This window comes from Moorena sp. SIO3H5 (genome assembly GCF_010692395.1).
Taxonomy (GTDB): Bacteria; Cyanobacteriota; Cyanobacteriia; order Cyanobacteriales; family Coleofasciculaceae; genus Moorena.
Window position 1 is genome coordinate 1 of the sequence record NZ_JAAHHS010000090.1, and the last position, 22,699, is coordinate 22,699.

At 39.3% G+C, this 22,699-nt stretch carries 20 protein-coding genes and 1 CRISPR repeat array; of the genes, 17 read left to right on the top strand and 3 right to left on the bottom strand.

All coding sequences use genetic code 11. The annotated features are described in order from the left end of the window. The first annotated feature begins 152 nt into the window (after positions 1-152). A CRISPR array of direct repeats spans positions 153-292; the repeat unit is 25 nt; unit sequence TGTCAGCCATGCAAAGCGCGAGTGG. Positions 293-520: 228 nt separating this feature from the next. The 10 genes from F6K52_RS12690 (at position 521) to F6K52_RS12735 (ending at position 10,448) form a co-directional block, all read left to right on the top strand. Then, positions 521-724, top strand: coding sequence for a hypothetical protein (locus tag F6K52_RS12690; protein ID WP_293077962.1), 204 nt, complete (start codon positions 521-523; stop codon positions 722-724). Between the two features lie 338 nt (positions 725-1,062). Continuing rightward, a complete protein-coding gene (locus tag F6K52_RS12695; RefSeq protein WP_293077964.1) occupies positions 1,063-1,431 on the top strand; it encodes a hypothetical protein in 369 nt (122 codons plus the stop codon). A 183-nt stretch (positions 1,432-1,614) separates the two neighbouring features. Next, positions 1,615-1,863 (top strand): UPF0175 family protein, encoded by a 249-nt coding sequence (locus F6K52_RS12700; RefSeq protein WP_293077966.1) that lies wholly within the window; start codon positions 1,615-1,617, stop codon positions 1,861-1,863. Positions 1,864-2,247: 384 nt separating this feature from the next. Next, positions 2,248-3,219: a CinA family protein gene (locus F6K52_RS12705; protein ID WP_293077968.1), complete on the top strand. Its 972-nt coding sequence runs from the start codon at positions 2,248-2,250 to the stop codon at positions 3,217-3,219. A 167-nt stretch (positions 3,220-3,386) separates the two neighbouring features. After that, positions 3,387-3,776, top strand: a complete 390-nt coding sequence (locus tag F6K52_RS12710) for a hypothetical protein (RefSeq protein WP_293077970.1) — start codon at positions 3,387-3,389, stop codon at positions 3,774-3,776. 239 nt (positions 3,777-4,015) lie between these two features. Further along, positions 4,016-5,092, top strand: coding sequence for a cupin-like domain-containing protein (locus tag F6K52_RS12715; protein WP_293077972.1), 1,077 nt, complete (start codon positions 4,016-4,018; stop codon positions 5,090-5,092). A 176-nt stretch (positions 5,093-5,268) separates the two neighbouring features. Beyond that, complete coding sequence (locus F6K52_RS12720) at positions 5,269-6,273, top strand: cupin-like domain-containing protein (protein ID WP_293077975.1); 1,005 nt, start codon at positions 5,269-5,271, stop codon at positions 6,271-6,273. A 31-nt stretch (positions 6,274-6,304) separates the two neighbouring features. Further along, positions 6,305-7,258 (top strand): cupin-like domain-containing protein, encoded by a 954-nt coding sequence (locus F6K52_RS12725; protein WP_293077977.1) that lies wholly within the window; start codon positions 6,305-6,307, stop codon positions 7,256-7,258. A 22-nt stretch (positions 7,259-7,280) separates the two neighbouring features. Continuing rightward, positions 7,281-9,002, top strand: a complete 1,722-nt coding sequence (locus tag F6K52_RS12730) for a cupin-like domain-containing protein (protein ID WP_293077979.1) — start codon at positions 7,281-7,283, stop codon at positions 9,000-9,002. A 72-nt stretch (positions 9,003-9,074) separates the two neighbouring features. Then, on the top strand, positions 9,075-10,448 hold the full coding sequence (locus F6K52_RS12735) for a hypothetical protein (protein WP_293077981.1): 1,374 nt from the start codon (positions 9,075-9,077) through the stop codon (positions 10,446-10,448). Here F6K52_RS12735 and F6K52_RS12740 read toward each other — a convergent pair. Then, entirely contained in the window at positions 10,426-12,147 is a 1,722-nt protein-coding gene (locus F6K52_RS12740) for an ABC transporter ATP-binding protein (RefSeq protein ID WP_293077983.1), read from the bottom strand. The two genes, F6K52_RS12735 and F6K52_RS12740, sit on opposite strands and share 23 nt — an antisense overlap. A gap of 264 nt (positions 12,148-12,411) precedes the next feature. Here F6K52_RS12740 and F6K52_RS12745 point away from each other — a divergent pair, with 264 nt between their 5' ends. Then, on the top strand, positions 12,412-13,686 hold the full coding sequence (locus tag F6K52_RS12745) for a glycosyltransferase (RefSeq protein ID WP_293077985.1): 1,275 nt from the start codon (positions 12,412-12,414) through the stop codon (positions 13,684-13,686). A gap of 225 nt (positions 13,687-13,911) precedes the next feature. Beyond that, positions 13,912-14,115 (top strand): hypothetical protein, encoded by a 204-nt coding sequence (locus tag F6K52_RS12750; RefSeq protein WP_293077987.1) that lies wholly within the window; start codon positions 13,912-13,914, stop codon positions 14,113-14,115. Here the strand turns inward: F6K52_RS12750 and F6K52_RS12755 are convergent. Beyond that, a complete protein-coding gene (locus F6K52_RS12755) occupies positions 14,088-14,423 on the bottom strand; it encodes a XisI protein (RefSeq protein ID WP_293077999.1) in 336 nt (111 codons plus the stop codon). The genes F6K52_RS12750 and F6K52_RS12755 overlap by 28 nt on opposite strands. 209 nt (positions 14,424-14,632) lie before the next feature. Between F6K52_RS12755 and F6K52_RS12760 the strand changes: the two genes are divergently transcribed. The 3 genes from F6K52_RS12760 (at position 14,633) to F6K52_RS12770 (ending at position 19,212) form a co-directional block, all read left to right on the top strand. Next, the gene (locus F6K52_RS12760) at positions 14,633-15,148 is read left to right on the top strand and encodes a DUF29 family protein (protein ID WP_293077989.1); all 516 of its coding nucleotides are present in this window, start codon (positions 14,633-14,635) and stop codon (positions 15,146-15,148) included. 1,284 nt (positions 15,149-16,432) lie between these two features. Beyond that, positions 16,433-18,586, top strand: a complete 2,154-nt coding sequence (locus F6K52_RS12765; RefSeq protein ID WP_293077991.1) for a hypothetical protein — start codon at positions 16,433-16,435, stop codon at positions 18,584-18,586. 338 nt (positions 18,587-18,924) lie between these two features. Continuing rightward, positions 18,925-19,212: a DUF433 domain-containing protein gene (locus F6K52_RS12770; protein WP_293020770.1), complete on the top strand. Its 288-nt coding sequence runs from the start codon at positions 18,925-18,927 to the stop codon at positions 19,210-19,212. Positions 19,213-19,424: 212 nt separating this feature from the next. Here F6K52_RS12770 and F6K52_RS12775 read toward each other — a convergent pair whose 3' ends face one another. Beyond that, positions 19,425-20,894 carry a putative Ig domain-containing protein gene (locus tag F6K52_RS12775; protein ID WP_293077993.1) on the bottom strand — a complete coding sequence of 490 codons (1,470 nt, stop codon included), beginning with the start codon at positions 20,892-20,894 and terminating at the stop codon, positions 19,425-19,427. A 435-nt stretch (positions 20,895-21,329) separates the two neighbouring features. On the opposite strand from F6K52_RS12775, the gene F6K52_RS12780 reads away from it, so the two are divergent. Together F6K52_RS12780 and F6K52_RS12785 are read left to right on the top strand one after the other, a co-directional pair. After that, on the top strand, positions 21,330-21,764 hold the full coding sequence (locus F6K52_RS12780) for a hypothetical protein (RefSeq protein ID WP_293077995.1): 435 nt from the start codon (positions 21,330-21,332) through the stop codon (positions 21,762-21,764). 3 nt (positions 21,765-21,767) lie between these two features. Next, the coding region (locus tag F6K52_RS12785; protein WP_293077997.1) for a biotin/lipoyl-binding protein at positions 21,768-22,699 on the top strand (932 nt) is incomplete at its 3' end.

Genomic DNA, 22,699 nt, shown 5'->3' on the forward strand with positions numbered 1-22,699 from the left:
TCAACCAACGCAAGGATATTTTTAAGAGAAAGTAATATCCTAAAGGGAATAGGGAATAGGGAATAGGGAATAGGGAGTATGGACTAGGGAGTGGGGAGTAGGGAGGTAAGCTATAGCGCGTGTCGCGTATCAGCTAATGGGCTACGCCCACGCTGTCAGCCATGCAAAGCGCGAGTGGCGTATGGGTCTGTGTGCGTAACTTGCTTCCGCACCTGTCAGCCATGCAAAGCGCGAGTGGTTCGAATTTACCGTAAGACAGGCTCGCCTTGTCAGCCATGCAAAGCGCGAGTGGGGGAAACCAACGGCAGTTGCTCATGGGGGGAACCCCCTTTGGCGGCACTGGCTCCCCAAGACCGCGCAAATCACGCTAATCAATTAAGTTTTACCCTTTTTCTGCATTTGAAGTTACCTACCTGTCCCTTTTCGTATCCCGAACTCAGGTTTTCTTACTAAGCCCTAGAAAATCTGCAAGTAGGGAGTGTCAATTCACTAGATTGATTCGGAAAAAGTGAAACAATTAGTGAAAAATAAAAATACAATTTGTACAAAATGTTTAAAAAATCTAGACCCTGCTAACCTTACTCTAGAAGTGCTCAGCTACAAGGATCTGAAGCTAGCTAGCCTCGGTGGTGCTCTGTTTATGGCTCACCAAGTTAGCAAAGAACTGATGGCAACTATGGAAAGTCTTAAGAATCTCAGCAGTATTGCTAAGGCTGACCGCTGATAGCTGACTATTATATAATTAGTTGCGTTTTTTTTTGATTAATTTTTATTAATTTATTTGCGGTTAAAATACTTCATATTTTATTGACACTCCGGTAATTTAGTAGTAACCTACTAAAGGTAAAAACAATCCACCTTTAGTTAACAGTGGCTCCCAGTTCAGCTGAGACTTCTCCCCTGTAGAAGGCTAAAGCAATTGCCAATAGGAGCCAAGTCACTGAATCACTTAGTAGGATTAGTTTTTACAGAATACCGGTTAAATCAGTCTCGATAACTAGGCTGATAAACCCACCTAACTACTGTCGAATACAACTGACAATTACGGAAAAGGAAAGACAAATGAAACGTATTATGCAAGCCATGTTGGCAATAGTGTTTGCCCTAGTCGCGGTCTTGAGTTTACAAGTTGGTCATGCTTATGCTCAAGATGCTTCCCCTCAAGAAGTAGAGGTTGTTTATGAATACGATTGGTTTACCGTAAAGGCTGATGAATTCAAGGAAGTAAATGTTATTCAAGATGCCCTACTTGATATCGAACTGGTAGACGTAGGTGATTACGGCTCAGAAGTTTATGTATTAGGCTGCAATGTTTATGTATTAGGCGGTCATGATTATATCGGTGACACCTGTTATCCTCCATCTTCAGATATCGCTATTCTAAACGATGGCCCTGATGATGTAGACGTTCATATTGTGCCACAGCAATAGAGAGTTGGCATGGGAGCAGGTCACTAACTTTGACCTGCTCCCGGCAGACCTGCTCCCGGCAATTTATGCTGCCTGTTTTTGCCATTCAGTAATTACTTCAACGATGTCTATCTCATCTCCAAATTTATCCCCAGAACGTTTTTGAGCTATCATTAAAAATACGATTTATCAAACAATTCTGTGATGAGTATCGTTATTTCAGACGCAATCCTACAAGCATCTCAGCTTACCCCAAGTGAGTTTCGCCAGGAAATTGCATTACACTTGTTCCAAACAGGTCGCCTAACACTGAACTATGCCAGCCGACTGGCTCACATGGAACCCAAGGAGTTTCGCCAATTTCTTAAGCAACGCAAAATTCCGCTTTACTCCTACGATGTTGAAGACTTTGAAGTTGACTTGAAAAATTTGCGGGAGTTAGGAAGGTTGTGATTGTTATTAGCGATACATCGGCAATTACAAATTTGGCAGCGATTCAATACTTGCAGCTTCTGCCTCAACTTTATAATCAAATCACGGCATCCCGATCAGCGTAAAACACATTTTTGAAACATTGTCAAACTTCGAAATAACGTTTTTGATCGGAAGATCGGATTATTCTTGTTAAACCTTTTGTGCATTTAGTTGTGCATTTAAATTAAATATTATTCAGTTATAAAAAACCGTCAAACCATCTCCCCCGACTCCCGACTCCCTACTCCCTACTCCGTTGCTGTCAAAACCATTAAATTTAAATAAAGACCAGCTAATCCAAGCCAATCATTGATAGTGTAATCAGAGTTAATTCATCTATCTTTTGGAGAAAGACGGTCAAAAATGTCGAAAAATAAGGTTTTGATGGTACTGGTCTCGCTAATTTTACCCTTTGTGCTTGGTGTGCAAGTAGCAATGGCTGATACCAGCGACTCAGCTCAAACCTGCTTACGAGGGTTACTGTACATGGACAATGGTTGCACTAAAGTAGATTATATGTCCATTGATTACACTCCTCTGATGAATGACAAAGCTGAAAGCTTTTTGAAAGAAATTAAGGCACGGCAGCTCAATGTTGTCACAGCGGAGTCTTTGACCAGTGGCATGATTATTTCCACAATCGTCAACATTCCCCTCTATGGCTCTTACACCTACGGTGGATTTTCCACCTATGATAGTGATGCTAAGCGCAAGATGCTTGGGGTCAAGAAAGGCGATGTTTATACAGAAACCACGGCTCGACAAATGGCTGCTGGTGCTTTGAAAAATAGTCGGGCGATGGTCTCCATTGCAGTTACCGGAAACGCCGGACCGGTTGACAAAAATAAATTGGAAGACCTCGGTGTTGTCAACGCAGCAGTTTCTATTCGCACCACCTCTGAGAGCCAAGACAGTGACATCCACGAGCAGCCCATTGTCTTCAATACCAGGCACCGGCGCATGGCACTTTGCGATGGTGATGGATTGCCTATGACTGAAGTTGTGTGCCAACAATATCGTTCCGAAGCTGAGGCCGACCCTAATGGCTATGTATCTGCTCCAACCTTGTCCATGACCCGGAAATTGATTCGGCAAAATGTGGTGATTGACGCTCTGGAACTGGCCCAACAACACCTCCAAAATTTTGTCTGTACCAGCGACGGCGATAATGTGACTTGTAAAACTCTCGACTCCATGTGTAAAGAACCCTATGATGGCCGTTACATCAAGTACGGTGAACCAACTTGGGTGATCAAGGAGCACAGCGAGCGTTGTCGAGGGGCTATGGCAAAGAAAAGACGGAAAAGGGAACAGGAAAGACGGAACAGGAACTAGAGAGTAGGGAATATGGCATCAAAAATTATCACAATTGATTGAGGTCTAATCAATGAGAAGTAATGACTTAACAATTTCTTAAGAAAATTGCCATGGGTTAGACTCTACCCCGATTGTAAACTAGTGTTAGTTCTGACTGAAAAATCTGATAGTAGGACAAATAAACTATGAGTGCAACTACTACGAATGACAATCTATCAGTGTTTGGTAACGAAGTTGAAATTGACGGCGTATTGTATGTGTCTGTAGACTTCCTCAAGCATTATCCAGAATATCTAGATAACGAATTAGATCAAGAAATGGATATTGATGATCAAGAGGATGATACTGACACTCCTGAAGAGGGAGAATTTGACGAATCTTTGAGTACCCATAAGAGCGAGATTGATATCAACGGCACGACCTATATTGCTGTTCCTGTGCTGAAGAGCAATCCCAACTATGTGGAACTTAAATACAACCAGAAAGCGGATGTTCCCTTAAGCACTTTTATCCCCAATAATATGCTAAAGGAAAATGCAGCAGTAGCTGCTAGTCGTCGTCGTCGAAGGCTATAGCCCTATTAATTTATTGCGGGGTGGAATGACGACGGGCGCGAATTGATTCGCCATCTAATTCTTCTTCAATCAACCACGCTGGGTTTATAGGAATCCCCCCACTGAATTGGCGGGGATTTTCAATTTCGAATGATTTTTGTTCTAGCTAGTTAGCGAGACTATTTTGATGATTTCTCAGCCTATCCCCTAGGGAAAATTGATTGATTCCGCCTAATTATCAAGGAACGGTGCAAGGAAGAGTGGAAAGAGAAGTACCTGTATTAACTAGTATTACCCAAGCAGAGTTTTATCAAGATTATTTTCTCAAAAATACTCCGTGCCTGATTCGAGGTGGGGCTAAAGATTGGCCAGCTGTTAAAAAATGGCATTCTGATGATTATTTAAAGAAACTTGCTGGCAATAGAAAAATTTTTAAAACCACATCTATTCGTGATGATTTTGGTTTTAACCACCAATCTCCCATGGAATATATGAAATTTGGTGAATTTTTAGCTCACTATCAAGATAATTCTCAATATTACATTAATGATTCTGATATACCCAGTATTTTAGTTCAAGACATGGGCAACCATGAAATATTGGAAGGATTCAATCGGTTAGAGCACTATCATAAGCGAACTGGATTCTTTCTCGGTGCAGGAGAACAATATGCGCCACTCCATTATGACGATGAAGAAAATATCTATGTTTTGATTGATGGCGAGAAAGAGTTTCCTCTCTTTGATATCGCAGATTTTCGCAAAATGTATGCTTACGATCATCCAGATAGTCCAGACTTTTCGCCAGTAGATGTGAATAATGTGGATGATCAAACCTTTCCCCTCTTTAAAGAAGTCACCAGATATAATGCTCATCTTTATCCAGGGGATATGTTATACGTTCCCGGATACTGGTGGCATAGCGTCCGTTCCCAAGGCAGGAACATGGCGTTGTCTTATGTAAGAACCGATCGGATTTCACAATTAATGGCCTATATAAAGTTAGTCAAAAACGATGCTTTACCGATCTCTGAATCAGACAAACAGACTATGCTGACTATGTTATACTATCGAGATGAAACGGCGATTAATACTCAGCAAGAGCTGCAAAATGAAGGTTGTTTAAGGGAGTGTAATATTTTCTATTTATATCTAAAGCTAGGTCTTTTGTATGAATTTTTAAAAAATAAACAAGAGGGTATTATTGCTGTTAAAAATGCGTTTGAACGTGTTCAGCCTATGGTTAAAAATGAACTCCATAAAGGTAACTATAGTTATCCGGTTGTCTATTTGATGCAAAATTTTTATCGAATGAACGTTGGGATTTTTGAAGTATGAATTAACCAAATAATAAATAATATACCGATTTTATAAGAAGTTTAGAATAACTTATAGCAATTATATATCCCATAAGGTACAAATTGATCCCCCTAAATCCCCCTTAATAAGGGGGACTTTGAGATTTCAAAGCGTACCTCATAACTGCGAAAAACGCTAGATCCTTATTACTCGTTATGTTAAATTTAAGCATCGAACAGCTATCAAACCATCATCCAATAAACCTCAAAAACCCAATTCCTGTAGCGGAAGTCAAAACGATTGATAATGAAACTTTTGCCAATGAGTATGTTGCTAAGCACCGCCCCGTTATTATTCGCCAAGGTATTCAGCATTGGCAAGCCATGCAGTGGGAAGACGACTATTTAAAACAAGTCGTCGGAGAACAACCAGTCAAGGTTGATATCTTTTCCTATTCTCAGGAAGGAAAGGTAAATCTTCAAGATAGTCTTCAGGAAAAGATGAGTGTCACCGACTTCATCGAACGCTATCAAAGTATTGATAAGAATTACTATATTTCAGACCAGAACCTATTTCCTGTTTTACATCAAGATTTGGGAACTCATCCTGTTTTAGAAACCTTCCCTATTTCCAGGAGAAGGACATTGTTTTGGGGCAACGGCGGTCAAAAATCCCATTTGCACTATGACGACAATGAAAATATCATGTGCCAATGTGATGGGGAAAAAGAATTCCTGCTCTTTGATATCACCGATTTCAAGTACCTGTATCCGGCAACCCCTGAACAGTTTATTTCTGCTATCGATCTCGATCGCCTGGATTCCGCGCAATTCCCTCTCCTAAAGCATGCCACTCCTTACGTAGCTCGCATTAAAAAAGGCGATATTTTGTATGTTCCTTGTTACTGGTGGCATCGCGTCACTTCCTTTGGCAGGAATATTGCAGTGTCTTACATCATCAACGAGACAATGGCTCAACGGCTCAATGTTGTAGAGAAATTGGTAGACTGTGATACCCTTCCGGTGGATGAATCGGTCAAAAACGACTTACTGGCTATCATTAGATCTGAGCAAAAAGCTTCTAAACGTAACGCTCAACTGAAAAAATATCACCGGAAATATCTCAAAGAGCAGGGAACGTCTTACTATTTTCATCAAATTTTTCGCCGTTTAATTGAAGAAAGCCTTTTTGATATTCTCTACGGTCATAGTACCTACTGAGGTTTGGTAAACTTATGGAAAAGCGATCGCGATGAATATATTATCCAGCTACAAAATAAAAAATAAAAGAGCGAGAGTTCCCAAAGTCGAACAAATATCCAAAGAGGAGTTCTACCGAAACTATGTGCAAAATAATACTCCATTAGTTATTTGCGGAGGAGTAAAACACTGGGATGCCATTCACCTGTGGACTAATGAGTATTTGGAGCAGGTTGTGGGGTTTAATACAGTAGATGTCGAAACATCCAGAGAGCAATTTGAGGGGAGAATTTTCGACGATGCTGAGAAAGTTTATATGCCTTTTTCCAGATTTTTAGATAGATTAACCCTTCCAGAAGGGGAAACCGACTATTTTGTTGGTAGTTGGCTATTCCCAGCTTTAGTCAATAATGTCCCAGATATCGATCTCTTCCATGCCTTTGACGTATTTTACAAACGTCGCATGTTGATGACCCGAGGAGGAAATAGTATTGCCTTTCACCATGACTGGTATGAGAATCTTCTCTGCCAGGTCAGCGGATATAAGAAGTTGACGCTGGTCGATATTGCTGAAACAGCTTATATGTATTCAAAAGACGGAGAAGAATATTCCAACTATTCACCTATCGATATCCATCAACCAGATTACCAACAATATCCTCTTTTTGAACAGGCAACTTTGTATGAAACCGAAATCCATCCCGGAGATGTCCTCTACATTCCTTGTAGTTGGTGGCATACAGTGGATAGTTTTCAACGCAATATTGCCCTTTCGTTCTCATTTTACGAAGCCAATTCGGAATTACTGTTAGTTCTCTCGAAAATGTTTCAAAAAAATGCTTTGGCTTTATCAGCAGATGATACCGAAGCTCTGCAAAATATTTTTGATAATGACGATAATCCTAGCCAAAAACTGAAACATATTAAAAACTATGCTAAAAACCATAAATTATCAACTATTTTACTAATGTTTAACCAGAGAAACAAGCTTTTGTTTAAACGTTGAAATAATAACAAGGATAAATCCCATGTCTAAATGCGAAAAAAATCTCCAAAACTACTATGCTAACGAAAGGATAGATTACCTAGATGCTAGTGTGAATAGCCGCACAATTATTGATGATTATCTTTATAAAAGAAAACCGGTTATCATTAGAGGTTTAATTGATGACTGGGAAGCAATTAATAAGTGGAGTTTTTCCTGGTTTCAGGAAAAGTATGGTAACATTTATACCAATGTTTTCCCTTCTGGCAACGAAGCTAAGTCATCTCAAATGAGATTGAAAAAGATGTTCGCTAAAATGCAACAGGGAGAAATCTTATATTCTAGCCTATATACAAAAGAACTATTTCCCATACTCTCCCCAGATTATCCCCTTGTCGGGACAATTCTGTCAGACCCTAAATTTAACTGGTTATTGGATCTTCCCAAAACTATTCATGGGGAAATGAATGTAATTTTTATTGGCAATACTGGCACGGGTATTAAGAATCATCAAGATAGTATGGGGACTCATCTCTGGTCAGCTCAAATTATGGGAACAAAGCGCTGGATTGTTTCTCCTCCAGAAGAATCCGAGTTTATGTATGAGGGTAAAGCTGACTGGTTAAAACGAGAAGAATCGATTGAAAAATACCCTAATTTTAAGGAAGCAAAAGCTCTCGACTTCATTTTAGAAACTGGTGAAATCTTAATTCTTCCCGTTGGGTGGTGGCATCAAACTGAAATTTTATCAGATTCTATTTCCATTACCCACGATCTTGTCAATGAAACAAATTATTACCATTATATTTCCGAACTCAATCAATCTCACAATATCGATCCTAAAGTAGAGACATTTTATCGCGCCAGTCAGTCAATACAAGCAAATTGGTCTGCTCAACTTCCCCAAAGAAAAACGACTCCTATTGAGCGCATTTCTTACTCCATTTCTTTTGAAGAGTTGTTAGAAAAATACCTCATTCCTCATCAACCAGTTATTCTCCAGAATCAAATCAATCATTGGCCAGCTCTGCACAAGTGGAATTTAGATTATTTTCGAGAGAGGTTTGGCAATGCTTTTATTCAGTATTTCCATGGTCACGACGATAAGTCTAAAAAAATACGATTAAGAAAGTATCTGGAAACCAAATTCGACCAACCCCATTATTCCATGTGGTGTCTGGATGACTTTTATGATATCCTTGCTGAAGATTTTGATACAATTGAACCCTTGAACAACAAGGAAAAAGATTGGATTTTAGAGCTACCTAAAAAAGAATTAAATGCCTTGACCTGGATTTTTATGGGCACTAAAGGTTCTGGGATTGCCAATCATTCGGATAGATTAGGACAGCATGTGTATTCTGCTCAAATTTCTGGTCGCAAAAGGTGGATAATTCACCCCCCTGAAGATGAAAAATGGATGTATGACGGTCAAGTTGACTTAACCAATCCCGATTTAGTTAAATATCCCCTTTATATGAACGCATCTGCGCCTTATGATTTTGTTCTCGAACCAGGTGAAGTATTAATTTTACCAAATGCTTGGTGGCATCAAACCTTAACTTTATCAGATTCTATTTCCTTGTCCCATGACTTTATGAATGTTTCCAATATTGATTCTTTCTTAGAAAGAATGGAGGCAAGAAAAGGTGAAAAATACATGAAATCGGAAACGATGAAACCGATTATTTCCCATTGGAAAGAAAAACGAGATGCTTTCCGACAGCAGAAAAGTGATCATAAACTCATTGTTGAAACAGTTTGATAATTTAACCTACATTTAACCTATAGTTATGCAACGCACTACCATACATTTAAAAAACGGCTTTCTGCGATAATGCCTAAATTGCCTCTAACCCTAGACATCAATCAATTAGATCCTTTAATCAACTGTTATCTAGGAATAGCAGAAATTAGCGATCGCATTCGGGGGGAATTTTACAACAGTATCGAGGAATTTATCAATATCTTCTTTGCTTACGATTTTAGAGTTAATGAAACATTCTTCAATCAGCGAATTTATCAACAAGAGGGTCGGGAATTCACTCTGTATCACTATTTCCGTTCCAAATCATTTGCAGACTTCCTAGAAATCATGGAGCTAACTCGGAAAAAAACCTTTCCGGATCTGCTTCCTATCCATGACTCCTATATTTGGGAGTTTCCAATTCATTTTTATCTAGTTAACTTTAGCGAAGAAGACTATATCATAGATCTGATCGACCACCCAGAGATTTTAGGGAATGACTTACGACAGTTTATTCCCAATCATAATTACGACATTCAGAGAGATTATGACTCGATCAAAAAGAATCACGATCGAGCTTACTTGAAATGGTTAATTGAAAAGAATCTGGAAAAGGTAAATTTTGATTTTTCTATGGAAGGGGCAGAGTATGCTAAAGAACATCTGCGCAAGTATCTATTGCCTTATTCTGATTTTTACCAAACTTGTATTGACCGCATTGGAGCCATGGGATTTCGGTTTCGATTAACTGGAATTTCCGAAGTTAATACTCGCAATCCAGTGAAAACAAACAAAGGAAAGTGGATTGATGAAATTCCCACATCCCCAAACTGTTTTAATGTTGCGGTCTTAATGCAACGAGATTTCTCCGGACGCGATCCTGGAGGTTATGCCAATTTGCCCCAAATCCGATATCGCAGCAAATTTTATCCTCGAAAACTTGGTTTTTTGTGCCTGATTGTTGATAGTTTAGGATACGATCGACCCAACCACCTTAATCCAAAATATGACTGTGAAACTGGCGATGTTCTTAGCCATGACTTAGGACATTGTTTTCAATTGTATCACCTTGGTAAACATGGTAAAGATTTTAATAGGCCTTGCCTGGGAGTAACTCCAGATACTATCTGGAATCCGATTAATATCAACAAAGCCAGTATTTGGCCTTGGCATAAAAAATTTGCTGAAAATTTGCATGCCAAAAATATGTTCATGAATGTAATGAGTATAGATACTGAAATTAATGAAAGCTTATTTTTTACTAAAGCACAAGCTTCCCGTGCTAGAACTGTCGCTATGATCTACTATCGGCATTGGATGCGAAGATTGGAGTCTTGGGAACAGGCTAAGGATTATTTAGCTATTAAATCCCCAAATAATTCCTACTTACTAACCAAAGACTTCGGAGCATATCCAGAAGACAGACTAATACTGGGAAGAGTTACTGAATCGGCTCAAATCTAAATTGTTCATGCCAAAGTTTATAATAAACTCCTTGACTTTTCAGGAGTTCTTGATGTTTTCCTTCTTCGACAATTTTGCCCTGATTCAAAACAAATATGCGATCGCAATTTACCACTGTAGATAATCGGTGAGCAATGATTATTGTTGTTCTACCTTCGGCAACGGTTTTAAGTGATTCTTGGATAATATTTTCTGATTCACTATCAAGATGAGATGTGGCTTCATCTAGAATTAAAATTTGAGGATTTTTTAAGATTACTCTAGCAATAGCAAGCCTCTGCTTTTGTCCTCCAGAAAGTTTGATGCCTCTTTCGCCAACTATAGTTTCATACTTTTCTGGTAAAGTTTCAATAAAATGATGAATATGTGACAACTTGCAAGCTTCTATAATTTCTCGATCTGTTGCGTTTAAGTTTCCGTACTTTAAATTTTCTTGGATTGTAGTATTAAACAACAATGTATCTTGAGAACAGACTCCTAACGCTTGTCTTAATGATTTTATTTTTAGAGAGCTAATATCAATATCATTAATCTTGATCGAACCCTCTTTGGGATTGTAAAATCTAAATAATAAATTAGTTATTGTAGTTTTTCCTGCCCCCGAAGTTCCTACAAAAGCAATGTTTTGACCGGCTTTGATATCAAAGGTGAGATTTTTTAAAATGGGTTGATATTTTTGGTATTCAAAATTAACTTTTTCAAAGGTCAAGTAATTGATTTTATTGACTGTTAAATCTCCTTCCTTTTCTGTGTCCAGTTCTAAATATTCCAGAATTCTTTTGATAGCTGGGATGGTAGCTTGTAACTTTAGATTAATCTTAAAAACCGAAGATAAAGGCTCCACAAGAAGACCCAATAAATAGTCAAAAGCAATTAAACTACCTAAGGTAAGTTGATTATTGATGAGAAGATATCCTCCTAATCCATATAAAACAATTTTGGAAGTTAGAGGTATAAGTTCTGCCAAGGATTCTACTAGTGTGGATAGGGTAACAAATTTAATATTATTTCTGATATATTTTTGGGTGATTGTGGTATGTTGTTTTAATCGATTTTTTTCTAAACCAAACACTTTTATCAAATAGTGTAGTTCTATGTTTTCGTTGAAAAATTTTTGAAATTCAGAAATATATTGTCGATTGATAGCGCTTAACTCTTCTATCTCTTTATCTTTTATTTTATAGGCAAAGTTCAATAAACATGATAGCGGAATTAATACTAAAGCTAAAAGCCAATTAAACTTAACTAACAATATAGTTATCAAACTGACAGTTAATATATTTTCGATGGTACTCGGAAAAACTACTAATAAAAATTCTTCTAAATAATTCACATCATTAAGTAATCTGGATACCAGTTCACCATTCGGTGTTTCACTGTAGGTAATAAAATCGATTTGTTGAAGATGATAATATAATTTTTGTCTTATTCTAAAAATTATTTGCGGGCCAAAAGAAGCAGATAAATAATCCTCCAGTATTTCTAGTAAAAACCCAAAAATCCTTGCTACCCCAAAAGCTAAAACCATTAAAATTAATAACTTGATATCTTTGTTGGGGAAAACGTTATCGAAAAGATTCTGAATAATAAGGGGTTCTATGAGGTCAGGAATTATTAATAATAGTACTGTTATTAAAATGACGGCATGCTTGACATAGGGGTATTTGATAATTTTAAAAATTTGTAAAACGTATTTCATCCCTTACTCCAGATCATTGTGAAAAATTAAGTAAATGCAGTTTTACTAGTACGAGTAGTATAAGGCATAGGGTTTCTCCATCTGAGCAGCTAATTGGTCTCCGACTTTAAGAGCAGTATTTATAGAGGGATTGTTACTCCAGGTTTATAATGGAGGATTTATAATTAAGAGGAATTCTTGGATGATGCTTCCTCTACAAACTGCTGCTGTGTGTGTTTGAGAGGTTGATACATGTTCCATTACTGTTGACCAGAGAGCTGACCTATGCATATATTTATCCTAACTCTCGGTTCCCGTGGCGATGTCCAGCCCTATGTGGCATTGGGCAAAGGTTTAAAAGCAGCAGGACATACCGTCACAGTCTGTACTAGTGCCAGTTTTGAATTATTCATCACCGAGCATGGCTTAAGTTATGGCTATATGACCGATGAGATGATGAAGTTGATGAATTCAGATCAAGGTCGCGATGCCATGGAAAATACGACCAACCTCTGGGAAATCATCAAACTGACTCGCAAGTTATCTAAACAAGTTGCTCCCATGCAACGGATGATGCTTAAGGATACTTGGAATTCCGCACAACAAGCCAAGCCGGATCTGATCATCTTCCACCCCAAAACCTATGGGGGCCCTCATTTCGCCGAAAAATTGGGCATTCCCGTGATCATGGCGGTTCCCTTGCCGATGCTGGTGCCTACCGCTGAATTTCCTAACATGGGCTTCCCGAAATGGCCTTTAGGGGGCTGGTATAACAAACTGACCTATCGCTTCATCAATCGATTAATGGAGTTTTCAGCAGGCAAACCTGTTAAAACGTGGCGAGCTGACCATGATTTGCCACCCCAACCCGGCAATTTTAATATTCTGCGTACCACTACCGGTGAACAGATTCCGGTTTTATATTGTTACAGTAAGTTTGTGTGCGATGAAGCTACGGATTGGCCTGAGAGTGTGGTGGCAACCGGCTACTGGTTTCTAGAGCAACAAGATACATGGCAACCACCGGCTGAGTTACAGAATTTCCTTGATGCTGGCAATCCTCCGGTTTATGTGGGTTTTGGCAGTATGGCTGGACGAGATCCCCAGCGGGTGACGGAAATTGTGATTGAAGGGTTACAGCAAGCCAATGTGCGGGGGATTATTGCTACCGGTTGGGGTGGCTTGGTTGTAGATGACTTGCCAGACAGCATTTTAAAAATTGACAGCGCTCCCCACGATTGGCTTTTCCCCCGTATGGCCGCAGTGGTGCATCATGGTGGGGCTGGCACTACTGCTGCTGGCTTACGGGCAGGTCGTCCGAGCATCATTTGTCCCTTTTTTGGGGACCAACCCTTTTGGGGCCAGCGTGTTCATGCCCTTGGTGTGGGCAGTAAACCGATTCCCCAGAAGACGTTGACTGCCGAGAAGCTGGCTACTGCTATCCGCGAAGTGACGACAAACCAGACTATTCAGCAAAATGCTGAAGCCTTGGGGAAACAAATCCGGGATGAAGATGGCATTGCTAATGCGATCGCTATTATTGAATCTCGATTGGGTTAGGATTTTAGGGAATCGGGAATCGGGAGTCGGGAGTCGGGAACAGGAACCAGGGAGTAGGGAGTAGGGAGTAGGGAGTAGGGAAGAAAGAAGAGGGAATTGTTAATGGGATCGGTGGGTTATGAACGCACCCTACTACTGACTTCTTACTTGAATAACTATGGGATGCGATCGCATCAAGTTGCGGACTGACTGGTTAGGGCTGATGCGATCGCACTTTTTTGAGAATTGTCTTATTCCTCGGTTTATAGCGTTTATCGCAGTTATGAGGTACAGTCTTCTTTGATTTTGATTCCCTGTCTTGATCCAGCGCATCGCTATTCCCTGTTCCCTGTTCCCTGTTCCCTAAAATTCAGAAATTGTGTACCTCATAGCTATGATAATTGCTATATTTGTGATTGGGGTTATGCGATCGCATATCCGGTATGTTGACGTAAATGGGGAGGATGAAACGCCAGGACAATATGATCCTTTGGCACACCTGCCGCCACTAGTTCATCGGTAATGCCGTCTTCGATGCCATCATAATGAATCCAGAGTTTGCTCTGACGAATCTCAACATGGGTGACAACGCCATGGACTCTTTTTTTGCCCTTCCATCCTTCGTTAAACAGTAGGAAATGAGTAAGCTCGGCATCAATAATGACATACTGCTTAATATCACCATAACTGTATGGGATAGCCGCATAGTCTTTAAGAATTTTTTCGACGGTATCTTGGTAGAATGTTACGCTATCAATTGTAAAATCTCCTGGGTATTTGCTTCAAAAACAATAATTACCATAGTCAAATACCAGGTGTTGTTGAATTAGGGTATGATTTTGGCAAGTAGCCTACGCATTATCACCACGTATTATATATAATAGCGGATTATAGCCTAATCAGGTACACAATATTTTTTCCTTATTGCCTACTCTCTGCTCCCTACTCCCTAACAATTCCCTTACCTATGACACAAGAACTTATAGACCTCAAAACTAGTATTGTAGAAGGACGATACGCAGATGCTTTAGCAATTGTCGATGAATTAGAAGGGATGAGTAAACAGGCAATTTTGCGTAATATTGATTCGTTCCTAGTCAGGCTATTTATCCACTTAATTAAAAATCAAGTAGAGCAGCGTTTAACCAATTCTTGGGCAGCTTCAATTTCCAGTTCAATTCTGGAAATTAAAAAGCTTAATCTTAAAGATAATAAGACATCCTATTACATTAAGCCTGATCAATGGCAGCCCAGATTAGAGGAAGCACTAGAAGCAGCGATCGCTCCCGCTAGTCTGGAAGTTTTCAATGGAGAGTTAAGGCGGTCTCAACTTTCCCAGAGGCTGGATAAAGCACAGCTGATTTTGACTGCCAATAGTTTACTTAGTCTCACTTACCGGTATTCAGCTAAAGAACTACCAGCCGTTTTAGATGATCATTTAACTGAATTACCAGGTGGGGAAAAGTGGGGTAGGGAGGCGTAGGGTGCTTTAGGTAAGAAACTCTCATTGTCCGTCTCGTCGTCAGCGTTGGGACAGCCCGTCCGAAAATTGGAACAGGCAAGATGCCTGTTCCACCAAGATGTAGGTTCCACCAAGATGCCCGTTCCACCCACCGGGTCAAACTGAAGCACTGCCGAAGGGACATGAAGGAAATTAAGATTACTATCGTATTTCGATTTGAGATGTGAACAAATAATCCAAAGCATTAGGCAGCATAAAACTCCCAATAGTTAATAGCAGTAAGGAATACAGAGTTTTTTAGTTTAGAAAAAATCACAATATAGTTTTACAAATCATTTATATAAATAAAAATAAGTCCAAATACTCATTGCTAAGTATAAATAAATTTGATATAAACATCAATACAGATAGGGAAAGGTGAGAAGTTGGCTGTAGTGATTGGCCTTAGGCCACGCTAAGCGAACGCATCATCACTACCCAGACCAAATGCCAAAACCAAATAAGGAAGCAGTGAACTAACAGAATGCGATTGGCCTTAGGCCACGCTAAAAGCGATTGGCCGTAGGCCACGCTACGCGATCGCTATTATTTAATCGTAGTAATCAGGGTTCAGCTAATAGACTTATTATTGCAGCTTAGTAGGTTGGTTTGAACATAGTCAAACCTAACCCTGGCAGTGGTTGTGTTAGATTTTGCTATTAGTCTACTGCTCCCTAGGTAATATCAAAGGTTTTGGAACTAAAGTCAGTCAATCAGGGTTCTCTACAACAAACTTACTATCAAGAAATAAAAATATTATCCCCAAAATCCCACTTATATTGATCTGAAGATTCAGCAATGCCTGCTGTATAGCACTACACATTAAAGTTAGGACATTAATACAAGCAGAAAACCTTTTGTAGTAAACTTTTACCTCTTACCTCTTGCCTTGCGCGTAGCGCTATAACACTTGGAGTGGAGCCGACAAATTTTATAAGTATTTTTACTTGGCTATTAAAAAGTTTTCTCCTTCTGCACAATCTTCGTTCTTAGGAGAGATAAGTAAATAGATACAAACAGTAAATTCATTTAGAGGAAGTTACTGAATAGTTTTAATCGGATGGTTATCTCACCGTATTCATTACTTAATTACTAAATTAAGTAATGGCCATCCGTTCCATGCAAACACCTACCTTGAAATAGGAAATTAGACTTATGCTATCTTCACACTCCAATCCGAACTCAGACAACAATTCATTTCAATTAATACATCGTTTATTCTCCTATACATTATCCTATAAATTTTTCATTTCTTATATAGTATCGATGGTGCTGATCATTTCTTTTGGATATGTTGTCAAAAATCATCTAGAAATTGAGAAGTACAAACAAATAAATTTCTGGTATGAAGATCTAGACCTAAAAGTAGACTCTAAAAAAGTAGATTCTACAAAAGTATTTTCTGATTTTATAGAACAAACACAAGAAAACTTAAAAAAATATTATAATAAATATTATAGAAAATCTAAAAATAGGAGAGTTATTAGAGGAATAGAACACAAAATAATTGTTGATAATCGATATGTACCAAATGAAGAGTATATTCCCTGGAAAATACTTAAGACAGATGACATGCTTAAAGCCTACTATAATTATTCTGGTGTAATCGACTTTGATTCAAAACAAAGTAATAATCGCATTGAACAAAAAAAACAAAGTCCAAATGATAAAATTTTTCAAATTTTTGCTGACATGATGATAAAGAATATAGGTAAGCATGTTAAAAGTAAAACAAATGATAATGACGATAGTATTGCTATCCAAAATTTTCATAATTTTAGCAAAGAAGTGATTACTTTTTTAACCAATGATGAAGAGTATTGGAAAAAAATTCCTGATCTAAGAATAAATAGTATTTATATTTTTAATACTAGAACACGTTTTTTGCTATCTTATCCATTTACTGACCAGCCTTTTAGCTCACAGATAGATTTTAAAACAAGACCTTGGTTTAAAGCTACTGAAAATAATTATTTTTCTAGTTTTCCAAATAGAGATAACGACTCTAATCAGTTAGGTGTTACTGGTATATATATAGATATAAATGATGAAAATGAGCCGAATAAAATGAGGACTATATGGTATAAATTTAAAGACCAAGATACCAAAGACTACTATATTTTATGTTTAGATATATTCCTGGATAAAAGCCATCAAATTGTACAAGAAAAAAACTTACTTTATTTACTAAAAAAACCGCTCAATTCACAGATTTGGATATATCTATTACCCCTAAGTGCTTTTATAGCTCTATGCTTATCTCTACTATATGAATTCATACTTAAACCTATTCTTATCAGACTTAAACTTTATGAGCCTGGGAAGGATTTTGTCGTCAAAATAAAGCTGCAACGAGAAAGCAAACATTATGCTAGCAAAGACGAAGGAGAAATAACACTTAATATTAAGGGGGAAACTAAAGCCATAAATAAAAGCGAACAGTCAAGGGAAGCTGGATGGAATTTGAACGATATAATCCCCAATATAGAATTTAGTGTTAAAAGTAATGAAAGTAATGCCAGAGAGCAAGAAGCATCTTTTAGTTATGAATTCACTAAGGTATATGATCTTAGTATGGTTGAAGATAAACCTATATATAGGTGTATTGAAACTTGGAGAGTTCTATCGGAATCTCAATCGGGCAAAACTCAGACAATAGGTTTTTTTGTAGCACATTGGAATACCAATAACAGTGCAGATATTGAAGAAGGACTAGATATAAAATCTATCTATTGGGAGCAAGACTATCAAGATAACTTAGATAGTTTAAAAGAACAACTACGGCAGCATTTACTGCTCAGCGAAAAACCAGAATTAGTAGCTGTTTTAGATCGTCAATATAGTAAACGCCAAACTATACCGCAATTTCTTGAAAAAATAGACAGCCTCAAAACACTAATCAAAAGTAGTTCATATCTACAACAAGGAAAAATTGTTTTTTCGGAGATTCGCACTCTGGCTGAGTTATACAAAGAGGGTACGGTTAAGGCAATTTGTTCATTACATTTCCTCAAAAACCTTAAAAATAAGCAGCAATTGAAAGATTTTTTGGACGTTCCAGTGGCTGAACGATATCTGATTGAATATGAAGAGGATGAATTTCGGTATTTTTACGATTCCCTTGATGATGAAATAAAATCAAAACTGATCAATCAATATTCCTTTAAAATTATGGTCTATCAAGACGATATTGAGAACATAATTAGCCCTCAGGATGATTTTTGTATAATTTCCCTCAAAAATGGTTCCAAGTTAGTTGCTTATAGTTTTACAGATAATAAATATTCCCATACTAGTTGGCTCGGTTGGATAAGTTGGCGAGAAGTAGATAGTCAATTCTATGATGAGTTATATAAATGTCAACTAAGTAAAAACCATTTAATTAAAACTATTAGAGCATATATAGAGGGTAAGTCTTAGGTAAAAATGGCACTTATTTTCAGGGTATCTACTATGGAAGCTCTCACCAAATAAGGTAAGCTATCAGCATATGCTGATCTGAAATCTTGGCGTTGCTGAATTTAGGAATGAATAGGAGTAGAGTGGGCATCCTGCCCGCTCGAAAATAAGCATGAAACTGGCAAGATGCCAGTGTCTTGATGCAGTCGCTCATGGGGGGAACCCCCAAGACCGCGCTGCATCGCTTCCACGGAAGATGCCCATTCCAGAAAACTCTTAAAATCATTCCATTATTAAGCAACGCCGAAATCTTATTGGTAAATTAGACATAGCACTGGTTTCCCAAAGCAAAGAGCCTTATGACTGCTAAAACTATCTCGCGCTACGTTACTCGTAATCCGGAAATTTTGAACGGAGAACCAATCATCATCGGCACTCGGACATCTGTGCGTGCTATTGTTGGTTTATGGCGCTTGGGTATTATGCCAGAAGAAATTCTAAACCATCTAACTCATTTGACTCTGGCGCAAGTATTTGATGCCTTAAGTTTCTATCTTGACAATCAGGGAGAGATTAATGAGTATATTGAGCAAAACCAAGTCCCTGATGAATTGGTGCATCCATCTGTAAAGTCTATTTTAGGTTGATCGTGAACTAAAAAAACGCGATGTTCCTTTGGAACCGCTTCGCCATCGCGCTGTTGCTGAATCAAACTATTAACCAACAATAGAATTAGCTGGTGCCAAGGGAGTCAGTACTTAATTTCGTGACTCCCATAACTGCTGTTCGCGTAGCGTGGCCAAAGGCCTTCCGCTGTTCGCGTAGCGTGGCCAAAGGCCTTCCGCTGACCGCTTAAGCTCTACAACAAACCAATGATGCTAATAGTGAATGTGCTCTTATCAAAAAAGTCGCTATTGCCAGGTGCCAGGGCAAAGTCAACTACTGAGCCCTTTTCAACCGTGCTCGATACAGTAAAATAAACCCCAACAGCATCATTACCATCGATTGCGTCAGACCAGATTTTAGTACCATCAACAAAGATATAGGCAATCACACCATCGCTGGCAGTACGATGGTCTTTTTTGGCGAGGTGACCCTTGAAGGTAACTTCCCCTTCAATGTCACTAACCCAGCGACGAACTCCCCACTGCTCAACCTTTTGCCGTCTACCGGTGGTTTTGGGACCGTTGGGATGAGCAATAGTGTTAGATAGCTCAGTCCAGTATTTTCCTTGCTTGACTTTCCAGGACCCCTCAGTGTATTCCTCCATTTCATGGAAATCAGCACTGGTCAGGGAACCATCGTAGTAGCCATAGAACCAGTTATGCTCTCCTTGAGTATCAGAAAAATCCTCCACTGAATTGGCAATTTCAGTACGCACAGGAATATGGTTAACCTGAAGTTCAAAGGCATCGCTGACCGTTTGGCATAGCCGGTCAGAGGCTGTTACAGTAATTGTGCTTGTGCCAATGTCATCCCTACTAGGAGTACCACTGAAGGTAGTGCCATCGAAATTCAACCAGCTGGGTATGGTTGCACTCAAGCTCAGACTATCTCCATCGCGATCGCTAAATGTTGCTTCCCCAATTGTCAGGGTAAAAGGCTCATTCTCGTTAATGCTTTGAGCGCCAATGGGATTAGCCACCACAGGGGCAGAATTATTTGGGGGTTCATATACGTAGAGAGATCCACACTTTTCCCAGAGAACTTCATCGAGACTGGAACGGTCTTTGTTGGTATTTGTGAACCAATCTCCATTAATTTTTAAATAATCCAAATCTGTCAGGACTTGCATTATTTCTAAATTCGTCGCTGCTTCATTGCTGTCAGTTTTGATCCATCCACCCTCTGCATTCAGGGGTATCGTGTAGGGAGTCCATTGGTTTATAGTGGGCGTCGATACATGGTTCTGTAGTTCCAAACCACCACCACTTATGGTTAAACCATTTATTAAACTGTTATTTAAACTATTGATATCCTCGGTAATCTCATCGCTATTTTCCAAATTAACCTCAACAGCAAACCTGAGGTTTCCATTGAAAAAACTGGATTTGTCACCAACAAACTTCTCGGGAGCAACGTAATCGTAGGAACCATCACTGACTTGATCATCGTTATGAATGTAGCCACCAGTGATAAATCCACAGATTCTAGACTGTTCGGGGTCAAATTCTTGATCATTGACGTCAACAACGCTCCAACCTTCTGTGCCAGTATCAAAGTGACTGACCGGCTCGATTACCTTTTCAATCGCCTGAGCTGGCTGTGGAATCATGAGCATGGCACCAGACAATAGTGCCGCCCACAGAAAAATACTGATTTTTTTCATCGAAAATTTTGCAGCAGAATACACCACTGACACCCTAAGGGTGAGAGTTAGCAAGGAGCTTTCAAAGTGTAGACGCAATAGCGCACTCAGCCCCTTTCCGCTGCACCTCCAACTAATGGTTTACAGATTAATCGGGTACTACGTGTGAGTAGCCCTGTTGTGTTTTGCTGTCAGTAACTGCAAACAGCTCGACGGTCTCCTTTGTGGAAACCTTAGCTAAAGTATGGTTAAAGGCTATGCAGATATTAAATTTTGCCCAAATTCTAATTTTATAGGAGTTTAGGCTTTTTAGATATTTTTTTTGATTTACAAGCTCGTATATTTTGATAGATAAGGGTTTCAGAAATTATTAATTATCTTTACTTCTACCCTTATTGATAATCTATCTTGTTTATTGGTTGATTCCTACCCGCACAACAACTGCTCACGGCGACTATGGTAGTGATACTGTTGCTCCTTGGGCTACTGGGTCTTTATACCCTGGGGAATATCAGTCCCTCTGCCAGCGAGATCAACTATACTATAACCAGGTCTTCTAGTAAAGCACACATCGCTCTAGCAGAGCATTTGCAAAAACTAGAAGCGAAAATGTATGGTGCATTTTGGTGCGATCATTGCAATGAGCAAAAAGAAATGTTTGGTCAAGGTGCCTGGAGCCAAGTGAATTACATTGAGTGTGATGCTAAAGGTAAAAACTCTCCCCCAGACCTCTGCAAGGCCGCCAAGATTAAAGGCTTTCCCACTTGGGAGATTAACGGTCAGTTGTATTTAGGAAAACAATCATTGCAGACGTTAGCCGATTTATCTGACTACAAAGGTTCCCAGGACTTTCAGAATAATTCTAGTAAAGCAGTGCCAGAAAAGGAGTGAATAATGGCTTTTCAGGCAAACCAGCCATGGGCAGATTTCAATTTTGGTAAAAATAGGTTAGCTAAATGGCTGCTAAGACTACTCCTTTTGTGCCTCGTATTGGGAGGAGGCTATGCAGCTTATCGCCAGCGGGTTATCCTGCCAAATCAACAAGCAAAAACCCAAATGCAAACTGTATCGGTAGAAAAACTGAACCTAGCGATCACAGTTTCTGCTAATGGCGTCATTGAGCCCGAACGTGCGATTAATCTTAGCCCCAAAACTACAGGATTGCTGAAAACTCTGTTAGTCAAAGAAGGCGATCGCGTACAAAAAGGGCAAATTCTTGCCTATATGGATGACTCCAATCTCACCGGGCAATTAACTCAGGCAGAAGGACAACTAGCTGAGAGACAAGCAAATCTGCAAAAGTTGCTAGCTGGCAATCGTCGAGAAGATATTGCCCAAGCTCAGGCACAACTGGCTGAGGCACAAGCAAATTTGGAAAAGTTGCTGGCTGGCAATCGTAGAGAAGATATTGCTCAGGGCTTGGCACGATTAGAAAAAGCACAAGCAAATCTGCAAGAAGCTGACGATGACCTCCAGCGCAACCAGGAATTAGCAACGGCTGGTGCTATTTCTGTGAAAGAGTTTAATCAAGCCCGGACAGCTCGTGATACAGCCGAAGCAGGGGTAAACGAAGCCAAGCAAGCTTTGCTACTCCTAAAAGCAGGGGCACGGCCAGAAGACATTGCTCAAGCCCGCGCTAGAGTGATGCAAAGACAACAAAGTTTGAAACTAGCCCAAGCAGGGGCACGGCCAGAAGACATTGCCCAAGCCCGGGCTAGAGTGATGCAAGCCGAGGGGGCTGTGCAAAATGCCAAGGCACAGATAGCAGATACGGTAATTCGCGCTCCTTTCACTGGCATTGTTGCTAGGAAGTATGCCGATCCAGG

Bases quoted from the DNA above. Each gene is read 5' to 3' on its own strand.
- F6K52_RS12765 (WP_293077991.1), top strand. From the start codon at position 16,433: ATGGTGCTGATCATTTCTTTTGGATATGTTGTCAAAAATCATCTAGAA.
- F6K52_RS12780 (WP_293077995.1), top strand. From the start codon at position 21,330: ATGGTAGTGATACTGTTGCTCCTTGGGCTACTGGGTCTTTATACCCTG.
- F6K52_RS12735 (WP_293077981.1), top strand. From the start codon at position 9,075: ATGCCTAAATTGCCTCTAACCCTAGACATCAATCAATTAGATCCTTTA.
- F6K52_RS12760 (WP_293077989.1), top strand. From the start codon at position 14,633: ATGACACAAGAACTTATAGACCTCAAAACTAGTATTGTAGAAGGACGA.
- F6K52_RS12720 (WP_293077975.1), top strand. From the start codon at position 5,269: ATGTTAAATTTAAGCATCGAACAGCTATCAAACCATCATCCAATAAAC.
- F6K52_RS12705 (WP_293077968.1), top strand. From the start codon at position 2,248: ATGTCGAAAAATAAGGTTTTGATGGTACTGGTCTCGCTAATTTTACCC.
- F6K52_RS12710 (WP_293077970.1), top strand. From the start codon at position 3,387: ATGAGTGCAACTACTACGAATGACAATCTATCAGTGTTTGGTAACGAA.
- F6K52_RS12730 (WP_293077979.1), top strand. From the start codon at position 7,281: ATGTCTAAATGCGAAAAAAATCTCCAAAACTACTATGCTAACGAAAGG.
- F6K52_RS12770 (WP_293020770.1), top strand. From the start codon at position 18,925: ATGACTGCTAAAACTATCTCGCGCTACGTTACTCGTAATCCGGAAATT.
- F6K52_RS12725 (WP_293077977.1), top strand. From the start codon at position 6,305: ATGAATATATTATCCAGCTACAAAATAAAAAATAAAAGAGCGAGAGTT.
- F6K52_RS12740 (WP_293077983.1), bottom strand. From the start codon at position 12,147: ATGAAATACGTTTTACAAATTTTTAAAATTATCAAATACCCCTATGTC.
- F6K52_RS12775 (WP_293077993.1), bottom strand. From the start codon at position 20,894: ATGAAAAAAATCAGTATTTTTCTGTGGGCGGCACTATTGTCTGGTGCC.
- F6K52_RS12745 (WP_293077985.1), top strand. From the start codon at position 12,412: ATGCATATATTTATCCTAACTCTCGGTTCCCGTGGCGATGTCCAGCCC.
- F6K52_RS12695 (WP_293077964.1), top strand. From the start codon at position 1,063: ATGAAACGTATTATGCAAGCCATGTTGGCAATAGTGTTTGCCCTAGTC.
- F6K52_RS12700 (WP_293077966.1), top strand. From the start codon at position 1,615: ATGAGTATCGTTATTTCAGACGCAATCCTACAAGCATCTCAGCTTACC.